Origin of the sequence: Streptomyces sp. NPDC019443, assembly GCF_044389785.1 — a bacterium.
GTDB lineage: Bacteria > Actinomycetota > Actinomycetes > Streptomycetales > Streptomycetaceae > Streptomyces.
This window is the reverse complement of sequence record NZ_JBIRYJ010000005.1, coordinates 284,913-300,574: the sequence shown is the minus strand read 5'-3', so window position 1 is coordinate 300,574 and position 15,662 is coordinate 284,913. Positions and strand designations below refer to the sequence as shown.

Annotated in this window: 13 protein-coding genes and 1 pseudogene; 5 read left to right on the top strand and 9 right to left on the bottom strand. The window is 69.3% G+C overall.

Annotated elements, in window-relative coordinates; translation table 11 throughout:
* Window positions 1–24 precede the first annotated feature (24 nt).
* The 3 genes from ACH492_RS18690 (at window position 25) to ACH492_RS18680 (ending at window position 3,491) form a co-directional block, all read left to right on the top strand.
* Window positions 25–711 (top strand): hypothetical protein, encoded by a 687-nt coding sequence (locus tag ACH492_RS18690; protein WP_398987847.1) that lies wholly within the window; start codon window positions 25–27, stop codon window positions 709–711.
* Between the two features lie 76 nt (window positions 712–787).
* Window positions 788–1,603: a DsbA family protein gene (locus ACH492_RS18685; protein WP_398987845.1), complete on the top strand. Its 816-nt coding sequence runs from the start codon at window positions 788–790 to the stop codon at window positions 1,601–1,603.
* A gap of 235 nt (window positions 1,604–1,838) precedes the next feature.
* Entirely contained in the window at window positions 1,839–3,491 is a 1,653-nt protein-coding gene (locus ACH492_RS18680) for an alkaline phosphatase D family protein (protein WP_398987843.1), read from the top strand.
* A gap of 93 nt (window positions 3,492–3,584) precedes the next feature.
* Here ACH492_RS18680 and ACH492_RS18675 read toward each other — a convergent pair whose 3' ends face one another.
* Window positions 3,585–4,154, bottom strand: a complete 570-nt coding sequence (locus tag ACH492_RS18675) for a dienelactone hydrolase family protein (RefSeq protein WP_398987841.1) — start codon at window positions 4,152–4,154, stop codon at window positions 3,585–3,587.
* Window positions 4,155–4,191: 37 nt separating this feature from the next.
* Here ACH492_RS18675 and ACH492_RS18670 point away from each other — a divergent pair, with 37 nt between their 5' ends.
* Entirely contained in the window at window positions 4,192–5,340 is a 1,149-nt protein-coding gene (locus tag ACH492_RS18670; protein ID WP_398987839.1) for a mechanosensitive ion channel family protein, read from the top strand.
* 85 nt (window positions 5,341–5,425) lie between these two features.
* Here the strand turns inward: ACH492_RS18670 and ACH492_RS18665 are convergent.
* The 5 genes and pseudogenes from ACH492_RS18665 to ACH492_RS18645 form a co-directional block, all read right to left on the bottom strand.
* Window positions 5,426–5,878, bottom strand: a pseudogene (locus ACH492_RS18665) (Na+/H+ antiporter); the annotation flags it as partial.
* Window positions 5,879–6,076: 198 nt separating this feature from the next.
* Window positions 6,077–6,550 carry a GNAT family N-acetyltransferase gene (locus tag ACH492_RS18660; protein ID WP_398987837.1) on the bottom strand — a complete coding sequence of 158 codons (474 nt, stop codon included), beginning with the start codon at window positions 6,548–6,550 and terminating at the stop codon, window positions 6,077–6,079.
* Window positions 6,547–7,488 carry an RluA family pseudouridine synthase gene (locus ACH492_RS18655; protein WP_398987835.1) on the bottom strand — a complete coding sequence of 314 codons (942 nt, stop codon included), beginning with the start codon at window positions 7,486–7,488 and terminating at the stop codon, window positions 6,547–6,549. Before ACH492_RS18655 ends, ACH492_RS18660 begins: the two co-directional genes overlap by 4 nt.
* 17 nt (window positions 7,489–7,505) lie before the next feature.
* Window positions 7,506–8,072: a signal peptidase II gene (gene lspA / locus ACH492_RS18650; protein WP_307664048.1), complete on the bottom strand. Its 567-nt coding sequence runs from the start codon at window positions 8,070–8,072 to the stop codon at window positions 7,506–7,508.
* A 59-nt stretch (window positions 8,073–8,131) separates the two neighbouring features.
* Window positions 8,132–9,535 (bottom strand): TraR/DksA C4-type zinc finger protein, encoded by a 1,404-nt coding sequence (locus ACH492_RS18645; RefSeq protein ID WP_398987833.1) that lies wholly within the window; start codon window positions 9,533–9,535, stop codon window positions 8,132–8,134.
* A gap of 573 nt (window positions 9,536–10,108) precedes the next feature.
* Here ACH492_RS18645 and ileS point away from each other — a divergent pair.
* Entirely contained in the window at window positions 10,109–13,246 is a 3,138-nt protein-coding gene (gene ileS, locus ACH492_RS18640; RefSeq protein WP_398987831.1) for an isoleucine--tRNA ligase, read from the top strand.
* Window positions 13,247–13,478: 232 nt separating this feature from the next.
* Here ileS and ACH492_RS18635 read toward each other — a convergent pair whose 3' ends face one another.
* The 3 genes from ACH492_RS18635 to sepF form a co-directional block, all read right to left on the bottom strand.
* Window positions 13,479–14,549, bottom strand: coding sequence for a DivIVA domain-containing protein (locus tag ACH492_RS18635; RefSeq protein ID WP_398987828.1), 1,071 nt, complete (start codon window positions 14,547–14,549; stop codon window positions 13,479–13,481).
* A 54-nt stretch (window positions 14,550–14,603) separates the two neighbouring features.
* The gene (locus tag ACH492_RS18630; protein WP_356228355.1) at window positions 14,604–14,894 is read right to left on the bottom strand and encodes a YggT family protein; all 291 of its coding nucleotides are present in this window, start codon (window positions 14,892–14,894) and stop codon (window positions 14,604–14,606) included.
* Window positions 14,895–14,965: 71 nt separating this feature from the next.
* Window positions 14,966–15,571, bottom strand: a complete 606-nt coding sequence (gene sepF / locus ACH492_RS18625) for a cell division protein SepF (RefSeq protein WP_389178359.1) — start codon at window positions 15,569–15,571, stop codon at window positions 14,966–14,968.
* Window positions 15,572–15,662: the final 91 nt, after the last annotated feature.

Genomic DNA, 15,662 nt, shown 5'->3' with positions numbered 1-15,662 from the left:
GGCCCCATGGGAGACTCCCGGGTGATGGACATATCAGGAATGCAGCTCAGGGGGCTGCGGGCAGCGATTTTCACGGCACTGGTCGTGACCCTGTCCGCCGCCTCCCATGTGCTGCTCTCCCAGGTCCCGCTGCCGCTGACCACCGTCGCGGGTGTTTCGGCGGGCGTCTTCGCCGTCGCGTACGCCCTGTCGGGCCGCGAGCGCGGCTACTGGCGGATCGCGAGTCTGCTCGTCCCGCTGGAACTGGCCGCGGACACCGTCTTCACCACCGGCCAGGACGTCTGTTACGGCCCCGGCGGCGGCCCGGTCGCCGGTTCGCTGCGCGCGGTCGGCTTCGATGTGCTGTGCGGCGGCAACGTCGGCACCCAGCTGCCCGGCGTGGCGGTCACCGACCGTGGCGCGGCCACCCTGCTGCACTCCACCGACCCAGCCCTGCCGTGGCTGCTGCTCGCCGCCCATGTGTCGGTCGGACTGCTGGCCGCGGCCTGGCTGCGGCGCGGCGAGTCCGCGCTGTCCGGACTTGTGCGTGCGGTGGGCGCCTTCGCGTTCCGGCCGCTGCTGATGGCGGTCGGCGCGGCGGGGACGGCACACAGGGCCGTACGGCGCGCGGCGCGTCCCGCGCCGCGCCGCCCCGGCATCTCCCGCACCCGTCTGCTGGTGCACTCCGTCGGACGGCGGGGACCGCCGCGCTCGGCCGCAGTCTTCGCCTGAGCCCGCAGCCCTCTTTTCGGCAATCCCTCGATCTTTTCCGTATCTCTGGATACGACATCACACGGAGTGAATCAGCATGAGTGCACGCAACAGCCAGGCCAGCAAGGCGGCGGCCCGCGAGCGGCTGCGCCAGGAGCGTGAGCGCCAGGCCAAGAAGGACAAGACCCGCCGTCAGCTCATCGTCATAGGCTCGACGGTCGTGGTGCTCGCGATAGCGGGCGGCATCGGGTACGCCGTGATGCAGGCCAACAAGCCGGGCCACTGGGAGTCGGTGAAGGACGAGAAGAACGTCGCCGCGCCGAAGAACACCGAGGGCGAGAACGGCACGACCGTCGTCATAGGCAAACCGGCCGCGAAGAAGACGCTGGAGCTGTACGAGGACTCGCGCTGCCCGGTCTGCGCGTCCTTCGAGCAGTCGGTCGGCGCGACGGTGAAGAAGGACCTCGACGCCGGCAAGTACAAGATCAAGTACATCGGCGCGACCTTCATCGACAACGCCACCCAGGGCGAGGGCTCGAAGAACGCTCTGTCCGCGCTGGGGGCGGCCCTCGATGTCAGTCCCGAGGCCTTCATGGAGTACAAGGCCGCCCTCTACTCGGCGAAGTACCACCCCGAGGAGAACGACGACAAGTTCGCCAAGGACTCGTACCTGCTGGAGGTCGCCGACTCGGTGACCACGCTCAGGAACAACGCCGAGTTCAAGAAGAACGTCGAGGACGGCACATTCGACGCCTGGGCCATGAAGATGTCCGCGGCCTTCGACGACAGCGGGGTCACCGGCACACCGACGCTCAAGATGGACGGCAAGAAGGTCACCGCGGACGGCACCGAGAACCCGCCCATGACGGTGGAGCAGTTCAACGCCGCGGTCGACAAGGCCATCAAGGGCTGAGGCCATGAAGACTTGAGACCATCAAAGACTGGGGTCATCAAAGGCTGGGGTCATTAAGGGCTGGGGTCATTAAGGGCTGAGGTCATAAAAGGCTGATTCCACCTGATTACGGCTGGTTCAGCCCGAGTTCCCGACCGACCGGGAGGGAACGCGCTGGTTGACCGTTTCCGATGGGCGGGCGAACTTTCCCTGTTCGCCCGCCCATTCGGCTTACCGGTCAGTAGTCTGATCGGCCGTGACCAGTCGACTCTCCTCAACTCCCAGCCGCCGCACGGTCGTCAAGGCCGCTGCCGCCACCGCTGTCGTCGCCGCGCCCGCCATCGCGGTCGCCACCTCCGCCACCGCGGCCTCCGCCCAGGAGGCCCCGGCCTTCCTCCACGGAATCGCCTCCGGCGACCCGCTGCCCGACGGCGTACTGCTGTGGACGCGTATCACCCCCACCCCTGATGCCGTGCCGGGCTCGGGCAAGGGCCCCGACACCGCGGTGAGTTGGGAGGTCGCCGAGGACAAGGGCTTCACCCGGGTCGTCGCCCGCGGCACCACGACGTCGAAGGCCGCGTCCGATCACACCGTCAAGGTGGACGTAAGGGGCCTGCGCCAGGCGACCGCCTATTACTTCCGGTTCACCGTCGGCGCCGGCGTCTCGCCCGTCGGCCACACCCGCACCACCCCGGCCCCCGATGCCGCAACGCCCGGTGTCCGCTTCGGTGTGGTCTCCTGCGCCAACTGGGAGGCGGGCTACTTCTCCGCGTACCGGCATCTGGCCGCCCGCGCCGACCTGGACGCGATCCTCCATCTCGGCGACTACATCTACGAGTACGCGACCGGCGACTTCCCGGCCGAGCAGTACGTCGTACGCCAGCACTCGCCGAAGCACGAGATAACCACGCTCGCGGACTACCGCACCCGCCACGCCACGTACAAGACGGACGCCGATCTGCAGGCGCTGCACGCCGCGCACCCGGTAATCGCGATCTGGGACGACCACGAGATCGCGAACGACAGCTGGTCGGGCGGCGCGGAGAACCACACGCCGGGCGCCGAGGGCGAGTGGGCCGCGCGTGCCGCCGCCGCGCGCCAGGCCTACTTCGAGTGGATGCCCGTACGCGCGTCGACCGAGGGCACCGTCTACCGTCGGCTGCGCTTCGGCAAGCTCGCCGATCTGCACCTGCTGGACCTGCGGTCCTTCCGCTCGCAGCAGTCGACCGTCGGCAACGGCGACGTGGACGACCCGGAGCGTACGATCACCGGCCGCGCGCAGCTGGACTGGCTGAAGGCCGGGCTTGCCGGTTCGGACGCCGCGTGGAAGCTGGTCGGCACCTCGGTGATGATCTCGCCGGTCGCGTTCGGGTCCGTACCGGCCCATCTGCTGGAGCCGATCGCGGAGTTGCTGGGGCTGCCCAAGGAGGGCCTCGCGGTCAATGTCGACCAGTGGGACGGCTACACGGACGACCGCAAGGAGCTGCTGAAGCACCTGACGGACCGCGGGATCAAGAACACCGTCTTCCTCACCGGCGACATCCACACGGCCTGGGCGAGCGACGTGCCTCTCAAGGCGGCGACGTATCCGCTGTCGCAGTCCGCCGCGACCGAGTTCGTGGTGACGTCGGTGACCTCCGACAACCTGGACGACATCCTCCATGTCGCGCCGGGCACGGTCTCGCTGGTCGCCTCCACGGCCGTCAAGGCGGCCAACCGCCATGTGAAGTGGCTGGACATGGACAATCACGGCTACGGCGTCCTCGACGTCACCGCCGAGCGCTCGCAGATGGACTACTACGTCCTTTCCGACAGGACGAAGCCCGACGCCACCACGAAGTGGGCCCGCTCCTACCGGACCCTGTCCGGTACACAGCGCGTCGAGCGGGTCAGCCAGCCGGTGCGCTGACGCCGGGCCGGAGTATCCGTAAGGCCTGTGGGCCTCGCGCGGACGGACGCGAAAACGCGTGCCGCGCGAGGCCTGTTGGTCTCTTCGGCCTGGCTACAGCGTTTCGAGGAAGCCCAGCGCGATCCGCCAGGTCTGCTCGGCCGCGGCCTCGTCGTAGTCGGGCAGACCGGGGTCGGTGTACAGATGCCCGGCGCCCGGGTAGCGGTAGATCTCCACATCCGCGCCGGCCCGCTGCATCTGCAGATACCAGGCGTTCAGCCAGTCGTGCGGCTCGAAGGGGTCCGGGTCCGCGACATGCAGTTGTACGGGCAGGTCGTCCGCGCTCGCACCCTCCGCGATGTCGGACGTACCGTGCAGGAGCAGCAGACCGCGCGCCTTCTCGTCGCCCAGCGCGAGGTTCTGCGCGATCGAGCCGCCGAGCGAGAAGCCCGCGTACACCAGACCCTGCTCGGAGTACGGCGCGGCGGCGAGGATCGCCCGGCGCAGCAGCTCCTCCTTGCCGATCTTTTCCTTGAGATCCATGCCTTCCTCTACGGTCTCGGCGGTTTGCCCCTCGAAGAGGTCGGGCACGCGAACCTGGTGCCCGGCGGCGCGCAGCCGATCGGCTGCCGCGCGCACTGCCGGGCGCAGACCGTAGACCGAATGGAAAAGCATGATGTTCATTCGGCCATCCTGCCAGTTCCCGTTAGCGTCGGAGTTTATGGACAACGTACTGCGCCCGTTGACCGTAGTCGGTGGCTCTCTCGTGCTCACGCTGCTGCTCGGCTGGGCCCTGGACCTGCTGTTGCGCCGGGTGGACGGCCGTCACCCCGAGACCCCGCTGTGGGGGCTGCTGCGGCGCTGCCGGCTGCCGTTCCAGGTCGTCCTGCTCACCGCGCTGCTGAGAGGGACCTACCGCGAGACGCAGTGGCAGCCGCTCAAGGACCACGAGGCGGCCATCGGCCAGGTGCTGTCGCTGGTGCTGATCAGCGCGGGTGCCTGGCTGGTCGTGCGGATCGTCTCGGCCGCTGTGGAGTCGTCGTACGCCCGTTACGCGTCCTCGACCCGCGATCCGGCCCGGGTACGCCGGGTGCGCACGCAGGTCACGCTGATCATGCGGATCGTCACGGCGGTGGTCGTGGTGGTGGCGGTGGCCGCGATGCTGCTGACCTTCCCGGGCATGGAGAAGGTCGGCGCGTCGATGCTGGCCTCCGCGGGCATCATCGGCATCGTCGCGGGTGTCGCGGCGCAGTCCACGCTCGGGAATCTCTTCGCGGGCTTCCAGATCGCGTTCGGCGACATGGTGCGGATCGGCGACACGGTGGTGGTGGACGGGGAGTGGGGCACGGTCGAGGAGGTCACGCTGACGTTCCTCGCGGTGCGGACGTGGGACGAGCGGCGCATCACCATGCCGGTGTCGTACTTCACCAGCAAGCCGTTCGAGAACTGGTCGCGCGGCGGAGCGCAGATGACCGGGACGGTCTTCTTCCATCTGGACCACTCGGCGCCGGTGGGCCTGATGCGCGAGAAGCTCCAGGACATCCTGCGGGAGTGCGCGGCGTGGGACGGCCGCGACTGGAGTCTGGCGGTCACGGACACCACGCCGAACACGATGCAGGTGCGGGCGGTGGTGACGGCGAAGGACGCGGACGACATCTGGACGGCGCGGTGCGCGGTACGGGAGCAGATGATCGCCTGGCTGCACGAGAAGCACCCGTACGCGCTGCCACGCGTGGCGACTTCGCCGGCCGCGCTGCCCCCGAACGGCGCATGGCCAAGGGCCATTGGGCCGACTCCGGACGGGCACCTGCCGTCCCCGGACGGGGAGGACCACGATGGGGGCGCCCAACCCCGCACAGGCAGGGGCTGACAGCCGGCCACGACGACCGACTGCCCACGCTCCCGGCGGACGCCCGCCAGGCCGCCCGCCGGGAGCCACGCCGCCCAACACCCCCTCACCGCAGGCTGCGTACGTCCAAGTGCCTCAGCACCCTGTCCACCACCTCCGGGTCGGCGCCCGGCTCGTTACGGGCCGACAGGACCTCGTGGCGGGCCGCCGACAGCATCTCCCGCTGGATTCGCTGCATCGTCCTGAGCCGGTCCACCCGCTTCGCGAACCACTCCCGCCGCTCGTCGTCGACGATGTCCGGGCTGATCCTCGCCCCCATGTCGTACGCCGCGCGCAGCAGCCGCTCGCTGATGTCCTCCGGCAGATCCTCCACCGCCTCGATCTCCCTGAGCCGGCGTTTCGCCGCCTTCGACGCGCGGATCGCGAGGCTCCGTTCCAACTCGCCTTCCGCGTCCGTGTCCGCCCGCACGCCGAGTCGCCGCACCAGCCACGGCAGGGTCAGGCCCTGGAGCACAAGCGTCGCCAGGATGACCGCGAACGCGATGAAGATGATCTCGTCGAGGTCTTCCGGTTCCGCTGGGGCACGGGCACCATGCGGGGCATCGTGATCCAACTCCCGTGCCACGCGACGGCGTTGATAACGACGAAGGGCACCGAGCCGGACCCACCGCTGGACGTCCCGGCGACGGGCGAGTGGACGAGGTGGGGCCTGCCGTCCTGAGGGGGCGGGCCGTGCAGGGGAAAACCCCGTCCCCCGCTAGAGCGCCCGCCGCATCGCCCGGTGCCCGATCCCCGCGTCCAGGAACTCCGCCCCGTACGCCACGTACCCCAGCCGCTCGTAGAACCCCAGCGCATGCGTCTGCGCATGCAGGTCCACCGCGGCCAGCCCCCGCTCCCGCGCCGCCTCCTCGATCGCCCGGACCAGCGCCACGCCCACGCCGAGCCCCCGCGCCGCCTTGCTCACCGCGAGGCGACCCAGGGAGCCCACCGACGGGTCGCCGCCTGTCTTGTCCGCCGCGGCCTCGCCGTGCAGCAGCCGTCCCGTGCCCAGCGGCTGCCCGTCAGCGTCGACCGCCAGCACATGCACCGTGTCCGCGTTCTCCGCGTCGAACGTGTCGTACTCGATCTCCGCCGACACCCGCTGCTCGACGACGAAGACTTCCTTCCGGACCGCGAAGCAGGCTTCCCGGTCGGCCGGGCCGACGGCGGCCCTTACGACGAAGGAACTCACGCGCTCTCCGCGGCGATCGTGTCCAGCGCCGACCTCAGGTCCTCCGGGTACGCGCTCTCGAACTCCACCCACTGCCCGTCCGACGGGTGCTCGAAGCCCAGCCGCACCGCGTGCAGCCACTGCCTGGTCAGCCCCAGCCGCTTCGCCATCGTCGGGTCCGCGCCGTACGTCAGATCGCCCACGCACGGGTGCCGGTGGGCAGCCATGTGTACGCGGATCTGGTGCGTACGCCCCGTCTCCAGCTTGATGTCCAGCAGCGACGCCGCGCGGTACGCCTCAATCAGGTCGTAGTGCGTGACCGACGGCTTGCCGTCCGCCGTGACCGCCCACTTGTAGTCGTGGTTCGGGTGCCGCCCGATCGGCGCGTCAATCGTCCCGCTCAGCGGATCCGGGTGCCCCTGGACCAGTGCGTGATACCGCTTGTCCACGATCCGGTCACGAAACTGCGCCTTCAGCAGGGTGTAGGCCCGCTCCGACTTGGCGACGACCATCAGCCCGGACGTGCCGACGTCCAGCCGGTGCACGATCCCCTGCCGCTCCGACGCGCCGGACGTCGAGATCCGGTACCCCGCGGCCGCGAGACCGCCGATCACGGTCGTGCCGCTCCAGCCGGGGCTCGGGTGCGCGGCCACGCCGACCGGCTTGGCGATCACGACGATGTCGTCGTCGTCGTGCACGATCTCCATGCCCTCGACCGGCTCGGCCACGATCTGCACCGGGGTGGGTGCCTGCGGCATCTCGACCTCGAGCCAGGCACCGCCGTGCACACGCTCGGACTTTCCGACGACCGAGCCGTCGACCTGCACCTTCCCGGCGGCTGCCAGCTCGGCCGCTTTCGTACGGGAAAACCCGAACATCCGGGAGATGGCGGCGTCTACGCGCTCGCCCTCAAGGCCATCCGGTACGGGCAGGGTGCGGATCTCGGGAACTGTACTCACCCGTCGAGTATGCCTTGTCAGTCCTTGTGGACAGTCCCGTCGGGGTCCAGCCCCTTGAACGACAGGATCACAATCAGGATCCCGCCGCAGACGATCGCGGAGTCGGCGAGGTTGAAGACCGCGAAGTGCGCGGGCGCGATGAAGTCGACGACCGCGCCCTCGAAGACCCCCGGTGCCCGGAAGATCCGGTCGGTGAGGTTGCCGAGCGCACCGCCGAGCAGCAGACCGAGGGCGATCGCCCACGGCAGGCTGTAGAGCTTGCGCGCGAGACGGGCGATGACGACGATCACCGCCGCCGCGATGCAGGTGAAGATCACGGTGAAGGCCTCGCCGATACCGAACGCGGCACCCGCGTTCCGTACCGCCTCGAACTTCAGCAGATCACCGATGATCTCGATCGGCTCGTGGTGCTCCAGCTTGGCCACCACGAGCATCTTGCTGCCGAGGTCGACCAGGTAGGCGACGAGCGCGACAGCGAACAGCACGGCGATCCGCCGCTTGCCCTTGGGCTGCTCGGCGGGCGCCGCAGCCTCGTCGGCGCCCACTGAATCCGACGTACCGATGATGCGCTCCGCCTCTGCCACGTGAGTCCCTCAACCTAGGTGCCTGACTGAGCACGAGGGTACGGCACACACGTACTGACTCAGCCTCGGCGTTCTTGCTTCTGCTTGTCCTCCACGCACAGTGTGGCTCGCGGGAAAGCCTGCATACGGGCCTTCCCGATCGGCTTGCCGCAGATCTCGCAGAGCCCGTACGTCCCGGCGTCGAGCCGCACCAGCGCGCGCTCGCTCTGCTCCAGCATCTCGCGCGCATTGGCGGCGAGCGCCATCTCGTGCTCGCGCGTGATGTTCTTGGTCCCGGTATCGGCGTCGTCGTCACCCGCGCCGTCCCCGGAGTCGCGCATCAGACCGACCAGCGACTCTTCCGAGGAGCTGATCTCGTTCGTCAGTCGGACCACCTCGCTCTCCAGCCCGGCACGCGCCTCGGCGACCTCCTCCGCCGTCCATGGGTCCTCGCCGGGTCGTACGGCGAGCTCCCCCGGCGGCGTCGCGGCCACTGTAGGGATCGTGGGCACCGCCACCGCGCTGTCGCCGGCTGCCGATGCCCCACCCGCGGTCTTCTTCGCTCCCACCGTCCTGGCTCCCGTCTGCTTCGCGGCCTCGGCCGCCCCCTTGGCCGCGGTTGCGGCCTTGTTCGCGGCCTTCTTGGCCACGGCCTTCCTCGCAGATGCCTTCTTCACCGGCGGCGCCTTGGCCGCCGGCGCGGCAGTCCCCGCCACGACAGCGGCGTTCTTGGCGGTCGCATCCTTGGCGGTCGCCTTTTTCGCGGTCGCGTCCTTGGCGGTCGCCTTTTTCGCGGTCGCGTCCTTGGCGGTCGCCTTTTTCGCGGTCGTTTGCGTGGGGGTCGCCTTCTTGGTGGTCGTGGCCTTCGGGGTTGTCTTCTTCGCCGGCGCCTTCTTCGCGGCTTTCTTGGCCGTGGCCTTGGTGGCCACGGCCTTCCTCGCGGTCGTCTGCACGGTCGTCGTCTTGGTCGCGGTCGTGTTCGTGGGGGTCGCCTTCTTCGTCGCCGTGGCCTTCTTGGGGGTGGCCTTCTTGGGGGTGGGCTTCTTGGGGGTGGGCTTCTTGGGGGTGGGCTTCTTCGCAGCTGCTTTCTTGGGCGGTGCCTTCTTGGGCGGTGCCTTGGGCGGTGCCTTCTTGGCGGGAGCCTTGTCGGCGGGGGCCTTCCTTGCAGCTGGCTTCCGGGGCGGTGCCTTGTCGCCCCCTGCCGTCTTGGCGGGAGCCTCGTCCGCGGGGGCCTTCCCCGCCGTTGCCTTCCGGGGCGGGGCCCTCCTGGACCCTGCCGTCTTGGCGGGAGCCTCGTCCGCGGGGGCCTTCCCCGCCGACACCCTCTTCACCGTCGCCGTCGCCGCCGATGGCTTCTTCCCGGTCCTCTTTGCCGCGGCCCTCTTCGCGACGGTGCCCTTCTTGCCGCTCGCACCCTTGGCCGCCGCGTCTGCGGCGGTGGATCTTGCGGACGCCGTCTTCTCGGCGATCTTCTTCGCCACCATGGCCGCGGCCCCTTCACATATTGTGATCTTGCTCGCGAGTCGGTGCTGGGACGATAAATCGACACCAGCCCCGCGGCAAACGGGGCACGCCGCCGCTTGGGCCCGCCCCGGCCTGCGACAAGGCGAACCTGCATCCGTTGTGCCCAGCTCCCCGCCCGGTAATCCGCCACTGGGGCGGAGCCGGACTCCGCCGGGGGCCGCATGGCCATTCGGGTCAACCGAGCACCCCGCGGGCGGGCCCGTGCCCGGTCCGGTGAAAACCGGTCGGCCGCCCTCCGTACGGGCCCGTACACTGGGCGAAGCGAAAGGCGTGGATGGGGACGAGTAGCTTCGTACGCAGCCATGAGCGACCCGGGGACGGTGAGAGCCCGGGGGCGAGCGCGAGGTGAAGCATCACCCCTGAGCCGCCGGAAGAAAGCCCACGGGACGACCGCGGGCGAGTAGACCCGGCATCGCGACCCCAATGAGGGGGCTCACCGGTCACGGCCGGCGGGCCAAGGAGGGTGGTACCGCGGGAGCACACGCTCTCGTCCCTCCGACGGAAGAGACATTGTCCGTTGGAGGAGCTCGCCGATGACGCCACCCCAGTACAACCAGGTGCCCGCCCAGGTCGACCTGCCCGCGCTCGAGCACGCCGTGCTCGACTTCTGGCGCGAAAGCAAGGTTTTCGCCAAGAGCCTCGAGCAGTCCGAGGGCCGCCCCGAGTGGGTGTTCTACGAGGGCCCGCCGACCGCAAACGGCATGCCAGGAGCGCACCACATCGAGGCCCGCGTCTTCAAGGACGTCTTTCCTCGCTTCCGCACGATGCGCGGCTATCACGTCGCCCGCAAGGCCGGCTGGGACTGCCACGGCCTGCCGGTCGAGCTCGCCGTCGAGAAGGAGCTCGGCTTTTCCGGCAAGAAGGACATCGAGGCGTACGGCATCGCGGAGTTCAACGCCAAGTGCCGTGAGTCGGTGACCCGTCACACGGACGCGTTCGCCGAGCTGACGACCCGCATGGGGTACTGGACCGACCTCGACGACGCGTACCGCACCATGGACCCGTCCTACATCGAGTCGGTCTGGTGGTCGCTGAAGGAGATCTTCAACAAGGGCCTGCTGGTCCAGGACCACCGTGTCGCCCCCTGGTGCCCGCGCTGCGGCACCGGCCTCTCGGACCACGAGCTGGCGCAGGGGTACGAGACGGTCGTGGACCCGTCCGTCTTCGTCCGCTTCCCGCTGACGAGCGGCCCGCTGGCCGGCGAAGCTGCTCTCCTGGTGTGGACCACGACCCCCTGGACCCTGGTGTCCAACACGGCGGTCGCCGCGCACCCCGACGTCACGTACGTCGTCGCGACGAACGGCGAGGAGAAGCTCGTCGTCGCGCAGCCGCTCCTTGAGAAGGCCCTCGGCGAGGGCTGGGAGGCCACCGGCCAGTCCTTCACGGGCGCCGAGATGGAGCGCTGGAAGTACGACCGTCCCTTCGCCCTTGTCGAGTTCCCTTCCGAAGCCCACTACGTCGTCAACGCCGACTACGTCACCACCGAGGACGGCACCGGTCTGGTCCACCAGTCCCCCGCCTTCGGTGAGGACGACCTCAGGGTCTGCCGTGCGTACGGCCTGCCCGTGGTCAACCCGGTCCGCCCGGACGGCACCTTCGAGGAGGACGTGCCGCTGATCGGCGGAGTCTTCTTCAAGAAGGCCGACGAGGCGCTCACCAAGGACCTCGCCGACCGCGGCCTGCTCTTCCGGCACGTCCCGTACGAGCACAGCTACCCGCACTGCTGGCGCTGCCACACCGCGCTGCTCTACTACGCGCAGCCGTCCTGGTACATCCGCACCACCGCCATCAAGGACCGGCTGCTCGAGGAGAACGAAAAGACCAACTGGATCCCGGACTCGGTCAAGCAGGGCCGCTACGGCGACTGGCTGAACAACAACATCGACTGGGCGCTCTCCCGTAACCGCTACTGGGGCACGCCGCTGCCGATCTGGCGCTGCGAGGAGAACCACCTCACCGGCGTCGGCTCGCGCGCCGAGCTGACCGAGCTGACCGGCACCGACCAGTCGGCGCTGGATCCGCACCGTCCGTACATCGACGATGTGACATTCCCCTGCCCGACCTGCCAGGAGACGGCGACGCGAGTCCCGGAGGTCATCGACGCCTGGTACGACTCGGGTTCGATGCCGTTCGCGCAGTGGGGCTATCCGTACAAGAACAAGGAGCTCTTCGAGAAGCGCTACCCGGCGCAGTTCATCTCGGAGGCCATCGACCAGACGCGCGGCTGGTTCTACACGCTGATGGCCGTCGGCACGCTCGTCTTCGACAAGTCCAGTTACGAGAACGTCGTCTGCCTGGGCCACATCCTCGCCGAGGACGGCCGCAAGATGTCCAAGCACCTGGGGAACATCCTGCAGCCGATCCCGCTGATGGATCAGCACGGCGCCGACGCGGTCCGCTGGTTCATGGCGGCGGGCGGCTCCCCGTGGGCCGCACGCAGGGTGGGCCACGGCACGATCCAGGAGGTCGTGCGCAAGACCCTCCTCACGTACTGGAACACGGTGGCCTTCCAGGCCCTGTACGCGCGCACGTCCAACTGGGCGCCGTCCGCGGCGGATCCGGCCCCGGCGGAGCGCACGGTCCTGGACCGCTGGCTGCTGAGCGAGCTGGGCGCGCTGGTGGACCAGACGACCCAGGCGCTGGAGGCGTACGACACCCAGCGTGCCGGAAAGCTCCTGTCGGCCTTCGTCGACGACCTGTCCAACTGGTACGTACGCCGCTCGCGCCGCCGCTTCTGGCAGGGCGACGCCGCCGCGCTGCGGACGCTGCACGACGTCGTCGAGACTGTGACCCGTCTCATGGCCCCGCTCACACCCTTCATCACGGAGCGGGTCTGGCAGGACATGATCGTCCCGGTGACGCCGGACGCCCCGGAGTCGGTCCATCTCTCGACCTGGCCGGCGGCCGACCTGGACGCCATCGACCCCACCCTCTCCTCCCAGATGGCGCTGGTCCGCCGGCTGGTGGAGCTGGGCCGCGCCACCCGCGCGGAGTCCGGGGTCAAGACGCGTCAGCCGCTGTCCCGGGCGCTGGTCGCGGCGGCGGGCTTCGAGTCCCTCTCCCCCGAGCTGCACGCGCAGATCACGGAGGAGCTGAACGTCTCGTCCCTCGCCTCACTCTCCGAGGTCGGCGGCTCGCTGGTCGACACCACGGCCAAGGCGAACTTCCGCGCGCTGGGCAAGCGCTTCGGCAAGGGCGTCCAGGCGGTCGCGAAGGCGGTCGCAGAGGCCGACGCCGCGGCGCTCTCGCTGGCCCTGCGCGAGGGCAGCGCGACCGTCTCCGTGGACGGCGAGACGGTCACCCTCTCCCCGGAGGAGGTCATCATCACGGAGACCCCGCGCGAGGGGTGGTCGGTGGCCTCCGACTCGGGTGCGACGGTCGCCCTCGACCTGGAGATCACCCCGGAGCTGCGGCTAGCGGGCCTGGCGCGTGACGCGATCCGCCTGATCCAGGACGCGCGCAAGAACAGCGGCCTGGACGTCGCGGACCGCATCGCGGTGAGCTGGTCCTCCACGGACCCGTCCACCGTCGAGGCGCTCACGGAACACGCCGGGTTGATCGCCGACGAGGTGCTGGCCACGACGTTCACCGCGGACGCGGCGGACGACAGCTTCGGCGCGCCGTTCACGGACGAGGGCCTGTCGCTGACGTTCCGCCTGCGCAAGCAGTAACGGAACAGTAACGAACGGGGGCCCGGGCAACAGCCCGGGCCCTTTATTTTCCCCCACCCCGCCCCTTCCGGTAACCGGGGCTCCGCCCCGGACCCCGCGCCTCAATCGCCGGCGAGGCTTGATTTCCGCCGGAGGCGCCCCGTACCCAACAAAAGGGCCGGGCCCGGGACATCAGTCCCGGGCCCGGCCCTTCAGCCTGCCGACGGCTACGCGCGATACGCGCGACCCGCCGTCAGTTGTCGTCCTCGTCGATCAGAAACCCACGCATCGGCGACGGAGCCTGCTGCATCGGCTGCGGAGCCTGCGGCCGCACCGGTGCCATCGGCTGGGTCATCGCCGGGGACATCTGCTGCTGACCGCCGTACGACGGGGCACCGCCCATGGACGGGTTGCCGCCCATCGGCTGTCCCATCGACTGGTTGCCGCCCATGGTGTGACCCATCGCACCCGCACCGGCCGGAGCCATCGACGGGGCCGACGGCAGCGAAGGAGCGGACGGGCTGCGCGGCGGGGCCAGCGAGTCGTCCGCCTGGGTCTCCAGCTGACGCAGCTGGCTCTCCAGGTACGACTTCAGCCGGGTGCGGTACTCGCGCTCGAAGCCTCTCAGGTCCTCGACCTTGCGCTCCAGCGTGGCACGCGCGGACTCCAAGGAGCCCATCGCGACGCGGTGCTTCTCCTGGGCGTCCCGCTCAAGAGCGTCCGCCTTGGCGCGGGCGTCGCGCTCGAGGCCCTCGGCGCGGCTGCGGGCCTCGCCGACGATCTTGTTGGCCTCGGAACGGGCCTCGGCGATCGCCTGGTCGGCGGTCTGCTGCGCCAGCGAGAGCACACGCGCGGCACTGTCGCCGCCGGGGCCCTGCTGCGGCATCTGCGGACCGTGACCGCCCATGGGGCCGCCCATCGGGCCACCCATGGGACCGCCCTGCATCGGGCCGGGGCCGTGCGGGCCGCCGTGGCTGGGACCGGCGGGCAGCTGCGGAGCACCACCGGGCAGCTGGGGCGGACCCATCTGCGGGGGCTGCTGCTGGACCGGCGGTCCGGATATGGCGGCGGGCACCGGTGCCCCCGGACCACGGCCGTCCTGCTGCTCCGGCGGCTTGCGCATGCCCTGCTGCTGCTGGTTCTGCGCGGCCGCACGGGTCGCCGCGGCCAACTTGGCGCGCAGGTCCTCGTTCTCGCGGAGCAGGCGGGTCAGTTCGGACTCGACCTCATCGAGGAAGGCATCGACCTCGTCCTCGTCATAGCCTTCTCGGAGGCGGACGGTCGTGAACTGCTTGTTCCGCACGTCCTCGGGGGTCAGCGGCATCTCTTCTTCACCTCTACGTAGTCGTCGGCAGTCGGCAAGACCGTATCGCTCACATCAGTTCCCCACGCTGTTCACGACAGAGATCAGAATGTAAACAATGATCATCAGAACGAAGAAGGACAGGTCGAGTGCCACGCCCCCGAGACGCAGCGGCGGAATGAACCGCCGCAGAAGCTTGAGCGGTGGATCGGTGACAGTGTAGGTGGCCTCCAGAACGACCACCATCGCCTTGCCGGGTTGCCATGAGCGGGCGAACTGGAAGACGTAGTCCATGACCAGCCGGAAGATCAACACGACCAGGAAGCACATCAGCGCGATGTAGACCACATCCAAAGCGACGCCCATCCCGCGCTTCCCTCTCCCCTGGCTCTCGTGTTCACCGGCCTCTCGGCCGGGTCGTTCCGGTCTCGTATTTCTCAGCTCTGGTTGAAGAACCCGCCCTCTGCGATGCGGGCCTTGTCCTCCGCCGTGACATCGACGTTAGCAGGCGACAACAGGAACACCTTCTGCGTCACCCGCTCAATGCTGCCATGCAAACCGAATACCAGGCCCGCGGCAAAGTCGACAAGTCGCTTCGCATCGGTGTCATCCATCTCCGTGAGGTTCATGATCACCGGGGTGCCCTCGCGGAAGTGTTCCCCGATGGTACGGGCCTCGTTGTAGGTCCGCGGGTGCAGTGTGGTGATGCGGTAAGGCTCCCGCTCGGACACGACCTTGGGCATGATCACCGGTGCGTTCTTCTCCAGGCTCGGACGTTCAGGTGTGATGGATGCCACGGGGGCGATTCGTGCCGGACGCCCACTTTCAGCGGGAAGCGGAAGCGGCTCGCGCTGCGCGGGCGGCTGCACCACCCGCATCGGTTCTTCCCGCTCCACCTGGTGGGGGGGCTGGTGCCGTCGGTGATCCCGCTCCGGCTCCGGCTCGGGTTCGAAATCGTCATCGGGATCGAAACCCCGGCCGTCATATCCATCGTCCTCCACGAGGCCGAGGTAGACCGCCATCTTGCGCATCGCGCCGGCCATTCTCTGAGTCCTCCGCTCTGTGGTGGATCGGCATTCGTCACCAAGTGCCCGCGATCCACTCGGTCTGCCCGCATTGTGACGGGAATGACCA